This is a genomic window from Thalassobium sp. R2A62 (assembly GCF_000161835.1).
GTDB lineage: Bacteria > Pseudomonadota > Alphaproteobacteria > Rhodobacterales > Rhodobacteraceae > Thalassobium.
Genome location: NZ_GG697169.2, coordinates 2,604,200 through 2,621,642, shown reverse-complemented (window position 1 = coordinate 2,621,642; position 17,443 = coordinate 2,604,200). Strand labels below are relative to the sequence as shown.

Annotated in this window: 15 protein-coding genes; 13 read left to right on the top strand and 2 right to left on the bottom strand. The window is 54.9% G+C overall.

The genetic code is table 11. The features are described from left to right. The first annotated feature begins 304 nt into the window (after nucleotides 1–304). The 3 genes from TR2A62_RS17715 (at nucleotide 305) to TR2A62_RS13035 (ending at nucleotide 3,153) form a co-directional block, all read left to right on the top strand. The gene (locus tag TR2A62_RS17715) at nucleotides 305–1,519 is read left to right on the top strand and encodes an ATP-binding protein (protein ID WP_223296115.1); all 1,215 of its coding nucleotides are present in this window, start codon (nucleotides 305–307) and stop codon (nucleotides 1,517–1,519) included. After that, a complete protein-coding gene (locus TR2A62_RS13040; RefSeq protein WP_009158927.1) occupies nucleotides 1,503–2,108 on the top strand; it encodes a response regulator transcription factor in 606 nt (201 codons plus the stop codon). The genes TR2A62_RS17715 and TR2A62_RS13040 overlap by 17 nt, the downstream gene beginning before the upstream one ends. A 199-nt stretch (nucleotides 2,109–2,307) precedes the next feature. After that, nucleotides 2,308–3,153 (top strand): B12-binding domain-containing protein, encoded by an 846-nt coding sequence (locus TR2A62_RS13035; protein ID WP_009159783.1) that lies wholly within the window; start codon nucleotides 2,308–2,310, stop codon nucleotides 3,151–3,153. 1 nt (nucleotide 3,154) lies between these two features. Here TR2A62_RS13035 and ppsR read toward each other — a convergent pair whose 3' ends face one another. Continuing rightward, complete coding sequence (gene ppsR, locus TR2A62_RS13030) at nucleotides 3,155–4,567, bottom strand: transcriptional regulator PpsR (RefSeq protein WP_009160591.1); 1,413 nt, start codon at nucleotides 4,565–4,567, stop codon at nucleotides 3,155–3,157. Nucleotides 4,568–4,648: 81 nt separating this feature from the next. Further along, nucleotides 4,649–5,401 carry a B12-binding domain-containing protein gene (locus TR2A62_RS13025; protein WP_190275710.1) on the bottom strand — a complete coding sequence of 251 codons (753 nt, stop codon included), beginning with the start codon at nucleotides 5,399–5,401 and terminating at the stop codon, nucleotides 4,649–4,651. Between the two features lie 254 nt (nucleotides 5,402–5,655). On the opposite strand from TR2A62_RS13025, the gene bchF reads away from it, so the two are divergent. Genes bchF through puhC form a run of 10 tightly spaced genes read left to right on the top strand, consistent with a single transcriptional unit; the run spans nucleotide 5,656 to nucleotide 17,438 of the window. Further along, nucleotides 5,656–6,144: a 2-vinyl bacteriochlorophyllide hydratase gene (gene bchF, locus TR2A62_RS13020; protein WP_009158496.1), complete on the top strand. Its 489-nt coding sequence runs from the start codon at nucleotides 5,656–5,658 to the stop codon at nucleotides 6,142–6,144. Then, nucleotides 6,141–7,424, top strand: coding sequence for a ferredoxin:protochlorophyllide reductase (ATP-dependent) subunit N (locus TR2A62_RS13015; RefSeq protein ID WP_009157406.1), 1,284 nt, complete (start codon nucleotides 6,141–6,143; stop codon nucleotides 7,422–7,424). Before bchF ends, TR2A62_RS13015 begins: the two co-directional genes overlap by 4 nt. Next, entirely contained in the window at nucleotides 7,421–8,932 is a 1,512-nt protein-coding gene (gene bchB, locus TR2A62_RS13010; protein WP_009158202.1) for a ferredoxin:protochlorophyllide reductase (ATP-dependent) subunit B, read from the top strand. The genes TR2A62_RS13015 and bchB overlap by 4 nt, the downstream gene beginning before the upstream one ends. Before the next feature lie 13 nt (nucleotides 8,933–8,945). Next, nucleotides 8,946–12,467, top strand: a complete 3,522-nt coding sequence (locus tag TR2A62_RS13005) for a magnesium chelatase subunit H (RefSeq protein ID WP_009160386.1) — start codon at nucleotides 8,946–8,948, stop codon at nucleotides 12,465–12,467. 28 nt (nucleotides 12,468–12,495) lie between these two features. After that, on the top strand, nucleotides 12,496–13,392 hold the full coding sequence (gene bchL, locus TR2A62_RS13000) for a ferredoxin:protochlorophyllide reductase (ATP-dependent) iron-sulfur ATP-binding protein (RefSeq protein WP_009157981.1): 897 nt from the start codon (nucleotides 12,496–12,498) through the stop codon (nucleotides 13,390–13,392). Further along, complete coding sequence (gene bchM / locus TR2A62_RS12995; protein WP_009159039.1) at nucleotides 13,392–14,057, top strand: magnesium protoporphyrin IX methyltransferase; 666 nt, start codon at nucleotides 13,392–13,394, stop codon at nucleotides 14,055–14,057. Before bchL ends, bchM begins: the two co-directional genes overlap by 1 nt. Further along, nucleotides 14,054–15,481 (top strand): PucC family protein, encoded by a 1,428-nt coding sequence (locus TR2A62_RS12990; RefSeq protein WP_009160210.1) that lies wholly within the window; start codon nucleotides 14,054–14,056, stop codon nucleotides 15,479–15,481. The genes bchM and TR2A62_RS12990 overlap by 4 nt, the downstream gene beginning before the upstream one ends. A gap of 18 nt (nucleotides 15,482–15,499) precedes the next feature. Continuing rightward, nucleotides 15,500–16,273, top strand: coding sequence for a photosynthetic reaction center subunit H (gene puhA, locus TR2A62_RS12985; protein WP_009158028.1), 774 nt, complete (start codon nucleotides 15,500–15,502; stop codon nucleotides 16,271–16,273). A 58-nt stretch (nucleotides 16,274–16,331) separates the two neighbouring features. Then, nucleotides 16,332–16,964: a photosynthetic complex putative assembly protein PuhB gene (puhB, locus tag TR2A62_RS12980; RefSeq protein WP_009159030.1), complete on the top strand. Its 633-nt coding sequence runs from the start codon at nucleotides 16,332–16,334 to the stop codon at nucleotides 16,962–16,964. Nucleotides 16,965–16,970: 6 nt separating this feature from the next. After that, nucleotides 16,971–17,438, top strand: coding sequence for a photosynthetic complex assembly protein PuhC (puhC, locus tag TR2A62_RS12975; RefSeq protein ID WP_009159655.1), 468 nt, complete (start codon nucleotides 16,971–16,973; stop codon nucleotides 17,436–17,438). The last annotated feature ends 5 nt before the right edge of the window (nucleotides 17,439–17,443 follow it).

The following is a 17,443-nucleotide window of genomic DNA, read 5'->3' as shown; positions in this document are numbered from 1 at the left end:
CCGTGGTACAAGATTTTCAAAAGTGTGTTGAAGATCAAACCCGTGACAAGTCAATTACTACAAATCAACGTCGTAATTGCGAATGGGGATCACTGGGGTGTTCAATGACCGCAAGTCATGTGCCCCGGCACCCTTGGGTAAATGCGAAGACCTACAATAGGTGTTATGTTGCATTTGTCTGAAACAGTTGGCCGCTGGCTTTAGAATTCGGGAGCGTTCGTTCGCAAGCATTCCAAATCGAGATTTCAAAAAGGACTGTCCGTCTTGCGTAAAATTATTCAGCGCTAGATAGTCTTTTAGCATGGTGGGCGAGGGCAAATATTCAGATCAAGGCGGGCCGCATTCTGGCGCGCTGCGCGCCGCGTTGCGGGCGCAGACCAACGACGTGCTTGATGCGCAATCCATCGAGGGTGTTGGGACCACGGACAATCTGTCGTCGGTGATCGACATGACACCGGAGCAGAGGAAAATGATTGCAGGTGCTGCGGTGTTGAATCTGTCTGATGATGGGCAAGATTACATGGTGTTGTTGCGCAGCACTTACCGGCAAACGATCCGCTGGGCGGGTAAGCCAGAAAAGATCGAAACTAAAGATAAGGACGGCATTACCCGACTATCACCACGCGGGTCTTTTGCGCTTTGGAGCGAAGAACGTCTGGGTAAGAGTAAGCCATTTGACGCCATTGACCGCGACACGCTGCGCATCTTGCGGCGGGCGCTTTTTGCGCTGAACAGTGTGGAGCGTGAACGTGTCGCACTCGAGGCGCAAAAGAAAGCTGAGGCGGAAGAGCTGCACCTACGGCACGCATTGTTGGATGCCGCACGGGCAAGCTCACTCTGTGAGTTGGCGTCGGCAATTGCACACGAATTGAACCAGCCGCTGTCTGCGATTTCCAATTATGTCAGCGCGTGCCCGCAAGAATTCAAGAATGCGGGCATTGATATGCCGCCGCGAGCGGTGGCTTTGATGGATACCGCCGTGACGGAAACGGCCCGCGCTGGCGAATTAGTCAGACGGGTGCGTGATTTCATTTCGCGCGGCGATTTGAAGTCGGAGTTCATTGATCTTGATAAAGTGATCCGCCAAAGTGTTAGCCTGGCGTTGGTTCCCGTTGATATGCCGCGCTTGAAAGTGAGTCTCGATCTGGACGCGGATCTGCCGCTGCTTCTAGCCGATCCGGTGCACGTCGGTCAGGTCTTGTTGAACTTGTCGCGCAACAGCCTTGCTGCGATGGAAAAATCGCAGACCCAACAGCTAACGATTAGGGCGCATCCACAAGGCGACGTGGTACGGATCACGGTTGTGGATACTGGGCCTGGCATACCCGACGATGCCCGCAGGCTGATCTTCGAGCCGTTCCACGCGTCGACAACCAAGGGTATGGGCATTGGCCTCTCTCTTTGTCGTTCAATCGTAGAGGCGCACGCCGGGCGTATCTGGGCAGAGCCGTCGGACAGTGGTGCTATTTTGATGTTTGAACTACCAATCCAAGCGGGGCTAGATGACGAACACGGATGAATACTTTTCGGTCTATGTGGTCGAAGATAATGCTGCGGTTCTTGCGTCGCTTTGCGCGCTATTGGCGGCGCATGGGATTGATACGATCCCGTGCCCGTCGGCTGAACATTTCATACAAATATATGACCCTGCAAAGCGCGCTTGCATGATCTTGGACGTACGCCTGCCTGGAATGAGCGGGATTCAATTGCAAAGTTATCTCAACGATAACGGGATCGCCATTCCGATCATCGTTATCACTGCCCACGGCAATGTTTCGATTGCGGTCAAAGCAATGCAGGCAGGTGCAATTGACTTCATCGAAAAGCCTGCTTCCAAGGCCCAACTACTAGAGGCGCTGACCACGGCGTCAGGGATGCTTTTTAACCGGCAAGCCACAGTGGTATCGAAAAAGGTTGTGGCTAGCCGATTGGAGAAACTGACGGATCGCGAACGTGAAATACTTGATCATCTTTTGACAGGGAAACTGAACAAGGAAATCGCAAGTGCGCTGGACGTCAGTCAGCGCACCGTCGAAGGCCACCGGTCGCGTATCCGCGAAAAGATGCACGCGCGTGGCATCGCTGACTTGGTCCGTATGTTGGGCTAATTCGGATACCACGTGCGTAGTTATACGCGGTGGTAATACCGGACTATCTCCTTTCCGATCTTCTGACCTAGGATGTTTGCGGGGGATGCTGCAGGTCCTGCCTGTCAGAGGTCTTTTTGCCTTCATCGTAAAATGTTGACGGATGCCGTTGCAGCCATAGTCAAAGTGATAGTGGCGTTTGGACGAGGAGGATTGATCAATGTCGGGGAACAACGACAAACTGCAGACACGTACTGCCGACGCCCCGGTCGCGATTGATGTTTACAAGCGTAGCCAAGCGAAAATCCGGCGTCTGAAAGAGAAACTTCCCGAAGATTTGGTGGCCAATCTTGCGCGCGAAGTCATCATGCGTGTGGCGTCAAAAGATCGAATGTTGGGCCATGTCCCGTATGAGGCCAACCCCGAAGCGCTAGAAAAACTGTGTGTCGCATTGCTATCGGATGACGACAAAGCTGCGTCGGGTATTATTTCGGAATTACGGGCTGACGGCGTGCGCGCTGAAGATATTTACCTCAAGCAGCTTGCAGCTGCGGCCCGGATCTTGGGCGACAAATGGGTCAACGATGAACTGTCATTTTCACAGGTGACCGTGGCCACGGGCCGGATGTATGCGATCATGCGCAGCCTGCGCCATCTTTTCGAACCCAAGCTGCCTCTGCATGGCAAAGCAGCCGTTTTTGCGGCCGTACCGGGCGAAGATCATACGCTTGGCGTTCATATGGCTGCAGATTTTTTTCGAAAGGACGGGTGGGACATCGCGTTGAAAGTCGGGATGGATCACGATGAACTTGTTGCCGAGATTGGAAAAACTCCAGTTGGCATTTTGGGGCTGTCGGTCAGTGGCAAGCACTCTATCGAGGCTTTGTCGCGGCTTGTCGTTGCTTTGAATATTTGCAGCCCGTCATTGATTATTCTGGTCGGCGGGTCAAATGTTTCGGAACTGCGGCCGATCCTTGATCTGCTTGGTTTGGATATCATCGCACCGTCGATTGAAGATGCCAAAATGCAGATGACCACACTTTATGAAGCGCAGGCGACCGCCTGAATTAGGTTTTGCTGACAAGCCCGTATTTGCGCAGTTTCACATAAAGTGATTGACGAGAAAGCCCCAACATTTCAGCTGCGGCAACGCGGTTGTTTGACGTCATCTCTACCACGGTTTCGATGCACATCTTCTCCACAACGTCCGTTGTCTTGGCGACGATATCTTTTAGAGATTGCCCACCGATCAGTTCGATCACTGAATGCATATCAACGTCAGTGATCTGTTTGCGGTGCGTTTTTGGTGTCTCAACCCGGTGAGAATCGCGCATGATCATGGCAAAGACAGGGTCAGTTCCCGTGCGCAATTGCGTGGTAGAAATTTCAACCGGACGCTCGACGCCATGTTCACTTATGACCCGCGTCGCATAAAGGCGCATGCCACCGCTGCGCCGAGCATTTTCAATCATCACATTCAGATCGGTGCTGCCGCGCGCCAAAAAGTCTGACATTGACCGGTTCTTGATTGATTGCGAGTGGGTCACGTTAGCCACTTTTAAGAACGCGTCGTTCGCGCTCAGGATTTGGCCTGCACCTGAAACAAAGACGAATGCATCGACGCCGTTCTGGTACAAATCTGAAAGCTGGCCCCGCAAGTGGTCTGCGGATTCCACCTGCGCGCCGGACGACTTAATCTTGCAGAGCAGCATTTGACTTTGCGCGCCGCGGAACAATGTCGGAACCAGAGTCAGCTTGCGGTTGCCCTTGATGCTTTTGACGGCGACGGGGGATTGCGATTGTTCTGTCGCGGCGGTGACCATCCGGTCAACAACGTCTTTGCGACCCTTAGATTCAAATTCTGCGGCGAATACGGCACCAACCAAATCGTCTTTTGACTTGCCCAACAGCAGCTCGGCTGCTGCATTGCAAGACACCACTAGCCCTGTTGCGACCGACAAAAAGATCGTCGGCTCGTCAGATGATTCCATCAAGACACGCAACCGAATGTCATGTTCCCGCTGTGCCTCGTAGTCGGCCTCAAGTGCTATTTGAGCCGCGACAAGCTGTTGTTGCATTTCAGCGGTGCGGCGCAAATCTTGGCCAAGCATCAAGATGGCCCCGTCGCGGTCAATATAGTGGAACGTGTATTTGACCGGCAGTTCAGGGAAATTTTCCGCGGCTTTGTGGTTCAACTCAACAGGCAAAACCTTGGCTTCAGCTGCAATAAATTTCGCAATCCGCGTCTCAAATTTTGGAATGGATTCAACGGTTAAGGTCTGTTGAACTTGCGTGCCAGCCCAACTTGCAATGTGGGAAGCGCCACCAAAAGCAGGATTACACCGCGCGGCCGACATCTTGCCCGACACATCGATGGTCAGCGCAAAATCGGCAACACTTGCGACGATCCGAGCTGCGACATCGGCTTCGGTCACGGGAATCAAGCCGCTGGTCCAAGTCGTTTCGCCGTGTGACGTCATTCGTCATGGCCTCTTATTAATTCGCGTATCAATCCCGCATAGCGCCGAACCTTTAGCGACATTTTTGGCAAAGCGGAATCCCTAGATGCATAGATCTAACGCATCTTGCAAATTTTGCGTTACATGATCCGCACCCACTGCAGCCATATTGCTGTCGTCTCTGTGCAAATAGGTTCCGCCCAAAATTACTTTGGAATCAGGCCATTGCGCATGAATAGTCCGCGTCAATTCGCATAAAGTGTCAGATGTTTCAGACAGTGATGCAGACATAAACACGTTGTGAAAAAATTGTGATTTTGCAAGCGCGGAAAGCGTATCGGGTGAAGCCTCTAGATCAATCGTGACCCGCATGCCCGCATAGCGCAGTTGCTTGGCCAAAATCATCGCGCCAAACGTGTGTTGGGCGCCCTTGGGCACGATCACAAGGCAATCGCGCTGATCTCCCGTCGCGAGGGGGGTATGGTGCGTGTCATCGGTCAAGTGGTGCAAAGCGCGCTGCAGGCGCGCGCAACCAACGGTGACGTCAGTAAAGGAAATGGTGTCATCTTCCCAGGCGGTTCCGAGTTGTCGTGCGACGTCTGGCAGTACGTCAAAGGCGATCTTAGTGCCGCTATGACCGCTTGCTTGAAGCGTCGCCAAAAGGTCTGTCAAAACGCGGGGATCGACGTGAACGGCCGCGTCAAACAACGGCTGTGTCAGTGGGCCCCGCGCCTGTGTATCTGACGCATGTATTAGAATCCCGTCCTTTGCCACCAAAGCGGACAGGGCGCGGCGGGCCACCAGCGTGATCTCGCATATGTCATCGGCCATGAACGCATGTTGGTGTTGTAACACGACACTCCCCCAAGGTTTGCAGGGCGCAGTTCCGTGCCCTTCGCCAATCGCATTGTTGGTCATATTCGGTGATTGGAAATCATATGTCAATAAATTCAGACAGTATTTGAATTGCCACCACATAATTCATAAAAACATGAATATTACTTTGGAGATAAGCGGAAAATAACGTGCCATTACTGTAAATCAAAGTTGACACAACTGGGGCTTCCTGCCAGATTTTACCCAAGAGTTAATGGCCTCAGGGGGGCTTCATGGCCAACGTGTCATCATCATCACAACAGCAATTTGGGCTTTATACAGTCGCGCAGCGCACGCGTCGGGACAACACTATTTGGACCTTGGTTCAGGGCATTTTGGCACCATTGCAATTTGTGGTTTTCTTGGTCTCGCTGGGCTTTGTGATGCGCTACATGTTGACCGGCGATGGTTACGGGGTTGCGACCGTATCGATCATCGCAAAAACTGGACTTTTGTATCTGATCATGGTGACCGGTGCGATCTGGGAAAAAGTGGTCTTTGGGCAATGGCTTTTTGCGCCCGCGTTCTTTTGGGAAGACGTGTTCAGCTTTGTCGTGATCGCCCTGCATACTCTTTATCTTTATGGGCTTTTGTCCGGTACGTTGTCGCCTGATGCCTTGATCGTCGTCGTGTTGGCCGCCTACGCCGCATACCTGATCAATGCGGGCCAGTTTTTGTGGAAATTGCGCGCAGCGCGCCTGCAATCGAAGGCCGCAGCATGACCGAACAACACTCTCCTCAAATCAGCGGTGGTTGCCGCAATGCGCCGGTTCTCAAACAGCGGGGCCAACGCGAGGTATTTTGCGGACTGACAGGGATCATTTGGCTGCACCGAAAAATGCAGGATGCGTTTTTTTTGGTGGTCGGGTCACGCACCTGTGCGCACCTTTTACAAAGTGCCGCCGGGGTCATGATTTTTGCCGAACCACGATTCGGCACAGCAATCTTAGAAGAATCAGATTTGGCAGGCTTGAACGACGCTCATGCTGAGCTGGACCGCGAAGTGGCCACGCTATTAGCGCGCCGTCCCGACATTCGACAGTTGTTCCTCGTGGGGTCCTGCCCGTCTGAGGTGATCAAACTGGACCTGAACCGCGCCGCCGAGCGCTTGACGCAGGAATACGCGCCAAAGGTGCGCGTGCTGGAATACTCCGGTTCTGGGATCGAGACGACATTCACCCAAGGCGAAGACGCGTGTCTGGCGGCGATGGTGCCTGTGTTGCCAACGACTGATGCTCGCAATTTAGTCGTGGTCGGGGCATTGCCTGACGTTGTCGAAGACCAAATGTTGTCGTTGATCGACGGGCTGGGCATCGACACTGTCCATGTACTGCCATCGCGTACAATCGACAGTGATATTGCGGTAGGCCCGAACACAGTTTTCGCTTTGACGCAGCCGTTCTTGGGCGACACGCACGCCGCATTGGTTCGCCGTGGCGCACGCCATATCGCAGCCCCCTTCCCTATGGGTGAAGAAGGCACGACGGCTTGGCTTGCCGCCCTTGCTGCTGAATTTGACGTTGGCAACGCGACATTCGAAGGTGTCACAGAAGCGCCCCGACGCCGGGCGCGTCAAGCCGTGGCGCAAGCTGCCGAAACTTTGAACGGCAAATCAGTATTCTTTTTCCCAGACAGCCAGTTGGAGATTCCTCTTGCGCGTTTCCTGACCCGCGAATGTGGGATGACAGCGCTGGAAGTCGGTTCACCCTATATTCACGACGCGATCCACGGACCAGATTTAGATCTATTGCCAGCCGGTCCACAGATTTCCGAGGGCCAAGATGTTGACCTGCAACTAGATCGATGCCGGGATGCACGCCCTGACCTGACAGTCTGTGGTTTAGGCCTTGCGAACCCGTTAGAGGCAGAAAGTCTATCGACCAAATGGGCCATCGAGTTGGTCTTCACCCCAGTGCATTTCTACGAACAAGCCGGTGACCTCGCCTCACTCTTTGCGCGCCCATTGCGCCGCAAATCGATCCTTGGGGTGGCTGCGGAATGAAGCTGACCGTCTGGACATATGAGGGCCCGCCACACGTTGGTGCCATGCGTGTCGCCACTGGCATGAAGGGTTTGCACTACGTTCTTCACGCCCCGCAAGGTGACACCTACGCCGACCTGTTGTTCACAATGATCGAGCGCCGTGACCATCGCCCGCCCGTGACCTACACCACGTTTCAAGCCCGCGATCTGGGTGCGGATACGGCGGGGCTGTTCAAGCAGGCCTGCCAAGATGCCTATGACCGATTCAAGCCAGAAGCGATAATCGTTGGGGCATCTTGCACGGCTGAATTGATCCAAGACGATCCCGGTGGTCTGGCCGAAACGATGGGTTTGCCGGTGCCCGTGATCCCACTGGAATTACCAAGCTATCAACGCAAAGAAAACTTTGGCGCGGACGAGACGTTCTTCCAGATTGTCAAACATCTGGCCAAGCCAATGAATAAAACCGCACGCGTTAGCTGCAATATCATTGGACCAACGGCCCTTGGGTTTCGTCATCGCGATGATGTAGCCGAGATTACGAACCTGTTGTTTGAACTGGGCATCGAAGTGAATGTCGCAGGCCCGATGGGAGCCACGCCAAGCGACATCGCAAAGATGGGTCAAGCCCATTTCAACGTGCTGCTTTACCCAGAAACGGGCGAGATGGCGGCGCGGTTTCTCGAAAAAGAATTCGGTCAGCCTTACACCAAAGTTGTGCCTATCGGCGCAGGTGCGACCCATGACTTTATCGCCGAAATTCGCGAACTTAGCGGCAGCACCGTGCAGCTAGATAGTGACCGCCTACGTCAGACGTGGTGGTCTCGGTCCGTTGACAGTACCTATTTGACCGGCAAGCGCGTCTTCATCTTTGGCGACGGCACACACGTCAAAGCGGCCGCACGTGTGGCCCGCGACGAGATGGGTTTCGAGGTTGTGGGGCTTGGTTGTTACAACCGTGAATATGCCCGCGATGTCCGTGCTTTAGCCAAAGATCACGGCATCGAAGCGCTGATCACGGACGACTACCTTTTGGTTGAAAAAACCATCGAAGAACTGCAGCCGGAAATGATCCTTGGCACCCAGATGGAACGCCACATCGGCAAGCGTTTGGGGATCCCTTGTGCAGTAATCTCGGCCCCGGTGCATGTGCAAGATTTCCCCGCACGCTATTCGCCGCAGATGGGTTTTGAGGGTGCGAATGTGTTGTTTGACACATGGATTCATCCGCTCGTTATGGGGCTGGAAGAACACCTTCTTCATATGTTCCGCGATGATTTCGAGTTTAACGACGCGGCCGGTCCGAGCCATCATGGGGGTGCTGTGCAACACGCCACGCCGGACCCACAAGTCGTGGACGCTGACAACGTAATCTGGCTGTCTGATGCAGAACGCGAGCTCAAGAAAATCCCGTTCTTCGTACGCGGCAAGGCGCGCCGGAACACCGAGTTCTACGCTGCTGAAAACGGCATGTCTGAAATCTCTGTCGACACCCTTTACGAAGCAAAGGCTCATTTTGCGCGATGACGTAACATATCAAATGTACAACGTTGTGTTGTTAACGCTGGACCGCCACGCAGCGGGTCCGGCTTCGCGTGTGGCGCCGCAATTAACTTCCGACTTTCCGGGACTGCAGCTGAAAATCCACGCCGCTGCAGAGTGGGCAAAAGACCCCGAAGCGCTGCTGGCAGCCCGCAATGATATCGCACGCGCCAATATTATTGTGACGTCAGTGATCTTCCTAGAAGAGCATATCAAAGCCATTTTGCCCGATCTGAACGCGCGCCGTGAAGACTGTGATGCGATGGTGGGTATCATCGCAGATCAGGAAATCGTGCAGCTGACCAAGATGGGTGATCTGGACATGATGCGCCCTGCGACGGGTGCCATGGCGTTGCTGAAAAAACTGAAGCCTGCAAAGAAGTCTGGCAGCGCTGGAGCGGGTCAGATGAAGATGCTGCGCCGCATCCCCAAAATTCTCCGCCTGATCCCAGGCAAGAGCCAAGACCTGCGCGCATGGTTTCTGACGATGCAATATTGGTTGGGTGGGTCAGACGATAACATCGAAAGCCTCGTGCGGTTCCTGATTTCGCGCTACGCGGGCGTGCCTGCATGGCGTGGCGTGCAGGCTGCGGCACCTGTGGAATACCCTGAAGTTGGCCTTTATCATCCTGATTTGCCGGATCATCACATTGCCACCAATATTGCGGATCTGCCGATCAAGGGGACAGGGCCCACAATCGGTATCGTCATGTTGCGCAGCTATATTTTGGCGAGCGACACGGCCCACTACGATCATGTCATTCGCACGTTCGAAGCCCGCGGTATGCGGGTTATTCCGGCTTTTGCGGGAGGGCTTGATGGCCGCCCTGCGATTGACGCTTATCACGCGGGTCAAATCGACGCGCTGGTGTCTTTGACCGGCTTCTCACTTGTCGGCGGCCCTGCCTACAACGACACCGATAGTGCAGTGGCCGCACTCGCCGACCTCGACGTACCGTACATCGCAGCGCAGCCACTCGAATTCCAGACCCTGTCGCAATGGGCGCAAGGCGGCCAAGGGCTTAGCCCGATTGAAGCAACCATGCTGGTTGCGTTGCCAGAGATTGACGGCGCCACAAATCCAACAGTGTTTGCGGGTCGCCATGCGTCAGACGGCTGCAGCGGTTGTGCACACAATTGCCCCGCAGTAGGCGCGATCAAGGCGATGGCCCCCTGCCCCGAACGGATCGACGCGTTGGTCGAAAAGGCCGAGCGTTTAGCGATCTTGCGCCGTAAAGAAAATGCAGAAAAGACCGTGGGCATTGTGCTGTTCGGTTTTCCACCAAATGCCGGGGCTGTTGGTACGGCGGCATATTTGTCGGTGTTTGAAAGCCTGCATAATACGTTGCACAAAATGGCAGCCGATGGCTATGACGTTACACCGCCCGCGACTGTCGAAGACCTGCGTGCAGCTGTTTTGCAAGGCAATGCACGCACTTATGGACAAGAGGCGAATGTTGCCGCACGCGTTAGCGCTGATGCGATCGTCGCCAACACACCTTGGTTGTCCGAGATTGAGGCCGTCTGGGGGCCGGCCCCCGGTCGCATCCAGTCAAATGGATCGGACGTCTTTATTTTGGGCGCGCAGTTTGGTCGCGTCTTTGTCGGTGTGCAGCCCACATTTGGCTATGAAGGCGACCCGATGCGCCTGTTGTTTGAGACAGGCTTTGCCCCGACACATGCGTTCAGCACGTTTTATCAGTTTTTGAAACACGAACTGAAAGCCGACGCTTTGCTGCATTTCGGCATGCACGGCGCGCTTGAATTTATGCCAGGCAAACAGAACGGCTGTAGTGGCAATGACTGGCCTGATCGCCTGATCGCGAACATGCCGAACATCTACCTTTATGCCGCGAACAATCCGTCCGAGGCGACCCTCGCCAAGCGCCGCAGCAACGCGATCACAATTACGCATATGACGCCGCCTCTACAGGCATCTGGTCTTTATCGCGGGTTGGCTGATCTGAAGGACAGTCTGACGAAATGGCGGACGATGATGCCGGACGACGCCGACCGTGCGAAGCTCGAAGCGCTGATCCGCGCACAAGCCGAGACCCTGCATTTGGACGCGCGAGATTTGCAAACACTGTGGATCAAGCTTCTGGAAACCGAAGACGCACTGATCCCTGATGGCTTGCATATTGTCGGGCGTGATCTGTCTGCTGACGCCGTCGAAGACATGTTGAACCTAATGACGTTTGACAGCGCCGAGGCACGCAGCAACGCACGCACGCACCTTTCAAAGAATGCCGAACTGGATGCTTTGATGCACGCGCTGAACGGGCAATTTATCAAACCAGTTGCGGGTGGTGACATCATCAACGCGCCTGACATCTTGCCTACTGGTCGCAACATCCACGCGTTCGATCCGTTCCGCATGCCGACCGCTTATGCCATGCAAGACGGCGCGCGTCAGGCCGCAGAACTGCTGAAAACCCATGACGCTTTACCCAAGACTGTGGCGCTTGTTTTGTGGGGGTCTGATAACATCAAATCCAATGGTGGTCCTATCGCACAAGCGCTAACGTTGATGGGTGCGGTGCCGCGCTTTGATACGCATGGGCGGCTTTGCGGGGCTGACTTGTTATCATTGGCGGAATTGGGTCGCGCGCGCGTTGATGTGGTTATGACGCTTTCTGGCATCTTCCGCGATCTATTGCCTTTGCAAACCAAGTTGCTTGCCGATGCGGCCCTCCAATGTGCGCAAGCGGATGAGCCACTGGACCTAAACCCGATCCGCGAGCACGCGTTGGCGTTCGCTACCGAAAATGACTGCGACCTGCAAACCGCCGCCCTGCGCGTATTTTCGAACGCCGAGGGTGCGTATGGGTCCAACGTGAACCAGTTGGTTGATAGCTCTGCCTTTGAAGACGACGGGGATCTGGCCGATGCGTATGAGGCGCGCAAAAGCTTCGCTTACGGTGTTGACGGCGAGGCGACAAAACAAGCGGCGTTGTTGCAAGACACTCTAGAGCACGTCGAATTGGCTTACCAAAATCTTGAATCGGTGGAACTGGGCGTCACAACCGTTGACCACTATTTCGATACGTTAGGTGGCATTGCCGCCGCAGTGAAGCGCGCCAAGAACGGGAAAGAGACCCCGATATATATCGGTGACCAAACCCATGGTGGTGCAAAGGTGCGAACCTTGCGCGAACAGGTAGCGCTAGAGACGCGCGCGCGCAGTTTGAACCCGAGATTCTATGAACCTTTGCTGAACCACGGCCACGAAGGCGTGCGTCAGATCGAGGCGCATATCACCAACACTGTCGGATGGTCCGCGACCACCGGCACGGTAGAGCCTTGGGTATACCAAGAGCTTTCAGAGACGTTTGTGCTGGATGACGCGATGCGCAGACGCCTTGCCGATCTGAACCCGCAAGCATCGATGCGCATGGCAAACCGCCTGCTGGAGGCATCAGATCGCGACTATTGGGCACCCGACGATGACACGCTTGCAGCGCTGCAAAACGCAGCCGACGCGATTGAAGATAGACTAGAGGGCATTGCAGCCGAATGACCCGCAATTTTAGGAAAGGGACCAAAAAATGAGCCCACTTGATAGAAGCATTCCGAACCTTGGTGGTGACGGTGAAGGATCGGTCCAGGTCCATCAAGACGAAAGCGCCAAGATCGAAGGCGCAAAGGTTTTCAGCGTTTATGGCAAGGGAGGGATCGGTAAATCGACAACCTCGTCCAACTTGTCGGCTGCGTTCTCCAAACTGGGCCACCGCGTCTTGCAAATCGGGTGTGACCCCAAACATGACAGTACGTTCACGTTGACTGGTTCTTTGCAGCCCACGGTCATCGACATCCTCAAAAGCGTCGATTTCCATGCCGAGGAATTGCGCCCCGAAGACTACGTGGCGACTGGCTATAACGGCGTGAAATGCGTCGAAGCTGGCGGCCCACCTGCGGGTACGGGCTGCGGCGGTTATGTTGTTGGCCAGACAGTGAAACTGCTGAAACAGCACCACATGCTGGAAGACACCGACGTCGTGATCTTTGACGTTCTGGGTGACGTGGTCTGCGGTGGCTTTGCGGCCCCGCTTCAACACGCAGATCGCGCGTTGATCGTCACGGCTAATGACTTTGACAGCATCTATGCGATGAACCGGATCATTGCCGCGGTCCAAGCGAAATCCAAGAACTACAAGGTCCGTCTTGCTGGCTGTGTCGCCAATCGCTCCAAAGACACGGACGAGGTGGATCGCTATTGCAAAACGGTTGGTTTTGACCGTATCGCGCATATGCCTGATCTGGATGCCATTCGTCGGTCGCGTCTGAAGAAAAAGACCCTGTTCGAGATGCCCGATGACGAAGATATCGTGCAGGTGCGCAAGGAATATATGCGCTTGGCCGAGACGCTTTATAACGGCACGTTGCCGCTGGCGCCCGATCCGTTGCCCGACCGCGAAATCTTTGAACTGTTGGGTTTCGATTGATGGAATATCAGGCCACACGCGATCGCGTCGAAACCTATTTCGACCGGACGGCGACCAAAACATGGGAGCGCCTCACATCAGACGCGCCTGTGTCTGGCATCCGCGCGACTGTGCGTGCGGGCCGTGATCAAATGCGCGATGTGTTGATCGGTCAATTGCCTGATGATCTGACAGGCGCGCGCATTCTGGATGCGGGTTGTGGCACGGGTGCCCTGTCGTTTGAGCTTGCGGCCCGTGGCGCTGACATGGTCGGTGTCGATATTTCGCCGCAGCTAATCGACATAGCTCTAAAACGCATGCCTGACGCGACACGCGGCACAATGACATTTTCCGTAGGCGACATGTTTAACCCTGCCCTTGGCACGTTCGATCATATCGTCGCGATGGACAGCATGATCTATTACGGTGCCGATGACATCGCGCGCATTCTGGACGGCATCGCACCGCGCCTGAACGACAACATAGTGTTCACCGTGGCCCCGCGCACACCACTTTTAATGGCAATGTGGCGCGTCGGCAAATTGTTCCCGCGCAGTGACAGATCACCCACAATGATTCCACATCATCCGGCAAAGATCGCGACCAAAACTAAGGGCCATTTGCGCGAATTGACCCGCGTCAATTCTGGCTTCTACATCAGCCAAGCGTTGGAGTATCGCCCATGATCCCCAAGCGCGCTGTACAAGGTATGACCCTCAAGATGCTGCCCTTTGCGGATGCAGCAAGCGATGGTTTGCCGTTGTCACAACTGTTGCGTTTGTCGTTGTTTCAAATCTCTGTCGGCATGGCTGCAGTCATGTTGCTCGGCACCCTGAATCGCGTGATGATCGTGGAATTGTCAGTGCCTGCCTTCATCGTAGCGACCATGATTGCGATCCCTGTATTGATCGCACCGTTCCGCGCATTGCTTGGTTTTAAGTCTGACAATTATCGTTCTGCCATTGGTTGGAAGCGTGTCCCCTACCTTTGGTTCGGCACACTTTGGCAGTTCGGTGGCCTCGCTATCATGCCAATGGCATTGCTTGTCTTGGCTGGTGATTCCGCCATTGATGCAGGCTTTTTCGGCCAAGTCGCAGCTGCCCTTGCCTTCTTGCTTACTGGCCTTGGCATGCACATGACACAAACTGCGGGCCTCGCCCTCGCCGCTGACCGCGCAAGCGAGGAAACCCGCGCCAAGGTAGTGTCTCTTCTTTATGTTATGTACCTGTTGGGCATGGGCGTTTCTGCTGTGATCATCGGCTCGCTGCTGAAAGATTATTCTTCGTTACTGCTGGTTCAAGTCGTGCAAGGTGCCGCCGTTGTCACGATGGTTTTGAACATTGTCGCACTGTGGAAACAGGAAAAGATGTCTCCCATGACCAAGGACGAACGCAGCGCGCCGCAGCCCGCATTCCGCACTGCTTGGGCTGATCTGACGCGCGAGACGGACATGTTGCGGCTCGTGGTAACAATCTTCCTTGGAACGATTGCATTCAACATGCAGGATGTCTTGCTCGAGCCATATGGCGGTGAGATTCTTGGGCTTTCAGTCTCCGCCACAACCTTGCTGACGGCAATGTGGGCTTGTGGTGCATTGCTGGGCTTTGGTCTTGCTGCGCGTTGGTTGTCGAATGGCATCGACACTTACCGTATGGGCGGACGCGGCGTGATCGTGGGCATCCTCGCTTTCAGCGCAGTGCTTCTTTCTGCCCCCCTTGCTTCGCCAATCCTTTTCTACACAGGCGCAGCTCTCATCGGTCTTGGCGGAGGCTTGTTCGCCGTCGCTACTTTGACCGCCGCAATGACAATCAACGTCGCGGGTTCAGCAGGTCGCGGCCTTGCCCTTGGCGTCTGGGGCGCTGCCCAAGCCACGGGCGCTGGCCTGTCCATTTTCATCGGTGGTGCAACGCGTGATTTAGTCAATTCCGCCGCGTCCAACGGCATCCTTGGGGACGTCCTGCAAGCCCCTTCTATCGGCTATTCGGTCGTCTACCAGATCGAAATCGGCCTCTTGTTTATCACACTCGTAGCCCTTGGTCCGCTTGTCCGCGCCAAAGGCTTAGACACATCAAATCCGCGCAAACTTGAATTGACGGATTTTCCGATATGACACGCAAAGGAGACAACTATGGTTGGCAATGAATTCTTTGGAAACTTCGATCTGGCAAGCGCCGCGATCTGGATGTTCTGGATCTTTTTCACACTGCTGGTTTATTATCTGCAGACAGAAAACATGCGCGAAGGCTATCCGCTGGAGCGTGAAGATGGCAACGAATCTGCCAGCGTGGGTTTGTTCCCAACGCCATCTGACAAGACGTTCCACCTGCCGCACGGTCGCGGTGAAGTTTCAGTCCCATCGGGCCAAAACCCCGAGCGTAAGGAACTTGCGATGGAAGCGACTGCCGCTTCCGCAGGCTCGCCTTATATACCCACTGGCAATCCAATGGTTGACGGCATTGGTGCCGCTGCATGGGCACCGCGCCGCGATGTGACCGAACTTGACGCGCACGGCCACAACAAGATCCAAGCGATGTCCAATCTGCCTGACTTTGCAGTTTCTGCAGGGCGTGATCCGCGTGGTAAGCCCGTGGTCGCAGGCGATGGTCAAGTTATCGGCCGTATCCTCGACATGTGGATCGATGTGCCAGAGCAGATGGTCCGTTATCTGACCATTGACCTGAACCCAGAGGGCAAAGGCAACACACGCCTGATCCCAATCAATTTTTGCAAAATTCAGAATGACCGCGTGACTGTGCGTTCGTTGTTTGAGGCGAACTTTGCAGACGTGCCAGGAATTGCAAAACCAGATCAAATCACGCTGCTCGAGGAAGAAAAAATCATGGCCTACTACGGTGGTGGCACGCTTTATGCTGATCCGTCGCGCAATGAGCCAAAGATCTAATCCAGCACTGTCGGGCCTTTAGCCACGGTCCGACACATACGCCAAAGGGGACGATAAAATGCACCACGATGATTTTAAATTTGAGCCGGTCCACGGACTTCCCGAAGCCCTGCCAGAGGATGAACATATCTTGTGGCAAGGCGCACCGAGCCCGCTGCGCCTTGCAAAAGACGCATGGTCTCTAAATTGGGTGTTGGGTTATTTTGTAGCCCTTGCCGCGATCCGCGTGATCATGGTTTCACCTGATATGTCGCTGACAGCCGCCATGGCGCAAGGCATTCCGTTTCTCTTTGCGGGCGGCATCGTTGCTCTGATTTTGATTGGGCTTGCCACGGTTCAAGCACGCAGCACGGTCTACACATTGACCAACAAACGCGCGTGTATGCGCATCGGAGCCGCCTTGAGCATGACATTGAACTTGCCATACGTTTGCATTGGAAATGCAAACGTGGCGGTCCGCCCGTCCGGGCTTGGCACCCTGACATTCGAACTGATCGGTGAGACGCGCCTGTCGTTCTTGATGACGTGGCCGCATGTACGCCCTTGGCATATGCGGCGCACACAACCTGCGTTCCGCGCGATCCCAGATGCAGCCCGCGTGGCCGCAATTTTTGCCGAAGCCGCCGAAACACGCGTGTCGATGCCGCAGGTTGCACCTGTCGCATCACGCGACGCTATTGCTGCGGAGTAAATTGATATGACTGCTACAAATTCACTCGCCAACCAGATGAAATACCGCGACCGTGACATGGTGCCAGCGGTGCTGGTCAAAGCGATGTTCGCCTTGATGTTGGGTGCGATCGTATTGGTCGGTTACGCCCGCCTGACCGACCGCCCCGTCATCGGTGTAGCCCCCCACAGCGACATAGTGCGCGAGATCGCCATTATTCTGGACGGTACACGTAATGACGGTGTGCAGGTCTTGGACTCCGATGGCATCAAGCTGGCGCATTCCACCGACAACAAATCCGGATTCATTGACGTGATCTGGACCTCGGTGAACCGCGCACGCACCGTGCAAGGCGTCGACTTGAACGCTCCATTGCGCCTCGTGCGCCTTGAAAACGGCCACGTCGCCGTAATTGATGACACCACCGGCTGGAAGATCGAGTTGATCGGATACGGCCAAGACAACGTCGCAGCTTTCGCCAAGCTGATCGACTAAAACCG

Coding starts and splice junctions, on each gene's coding strand:
- TR2A62_RS12990 (WP_009160210.1), top strand. CDS start 14,054: ATGATCCCCAAGCGCGCTGTACAAGGTATGACCCTCAAGATGCTGCCC.
- bchB (WP_009158202.1), top strand. CDS start 7,421: ATGAAGCTGACCGTCTGGACATATGAGGGCCCGCCACACGTTGGTGCC.
- TR2A62_RS13015 (WP_009157406.1), top strand. CDS start 6,141: ATGACCGAACAACACTCTCCTCAAATCAGCGGTGGTTGCCGCAATGCG.
- TR2A62_RS13040 (WP_009158927.1), top strand. CDS start 1,503: ATGACGAACACGGATGAATACTTTTCGGTCTATGTGGTCGAAGATAAT.
- puhA (WP_009158028.1), top strand. CDS start 15,500: ATGGTTGGCAATGAATTCTTTGGAAACTTCGATCTGGCAAGCGCCGCG.
- puhC (WP_009159655.1), top strand. CDS start 16,971: ATGACTGCTACAAATTCACTCGCCAACCAGATGAAATACCGCGACCGT.
- ppsR (WP_009160591.1), bottom strand. CDS start 4,567: ATGACGTCACACGGCGAAACGACTTGGACCAGCGGCTTGATTCCCGTG.
- bchM (WP_009159039.1), top strand. CDS start 13,392: ATGGAATATCAGGCCACACGCGATCGCGTCGAAACCTATTTCGACCGG.
- TR2A62_RS13035 (WP_009159783.1), top strand. CDS start 2,308: ATGTCGGGGAACAACGACAAACTGCAGACACGTACTGCCGACGCCCCG.
- bchL (WP_009157981.1), top strand. CDS start 12,496: ATGAGCCCACTTGATAGAAGCATTCCGAACCTTGGTGGTGACGGTGAA.
- puhB (WP_009159030.1), top strand. CDS start 16,332: ATGCACCACGATGATTTTAAATTTGAGCCGGTCCACGGACTTCCCGAA.
- TR2A62_RS13005 (WP_009160386.1), top strand. CDS start 8,946: ATGTACAACGTTGTGTTGTTAACGCTGGACCGCCACGCAGCGGGTCCG.
- bchF (WP_009158496.1), top strand. CDS start 5,656: ATGGCCAACGTGTCATCATCATCACAACAGCAATTTGGGCTTTATACA.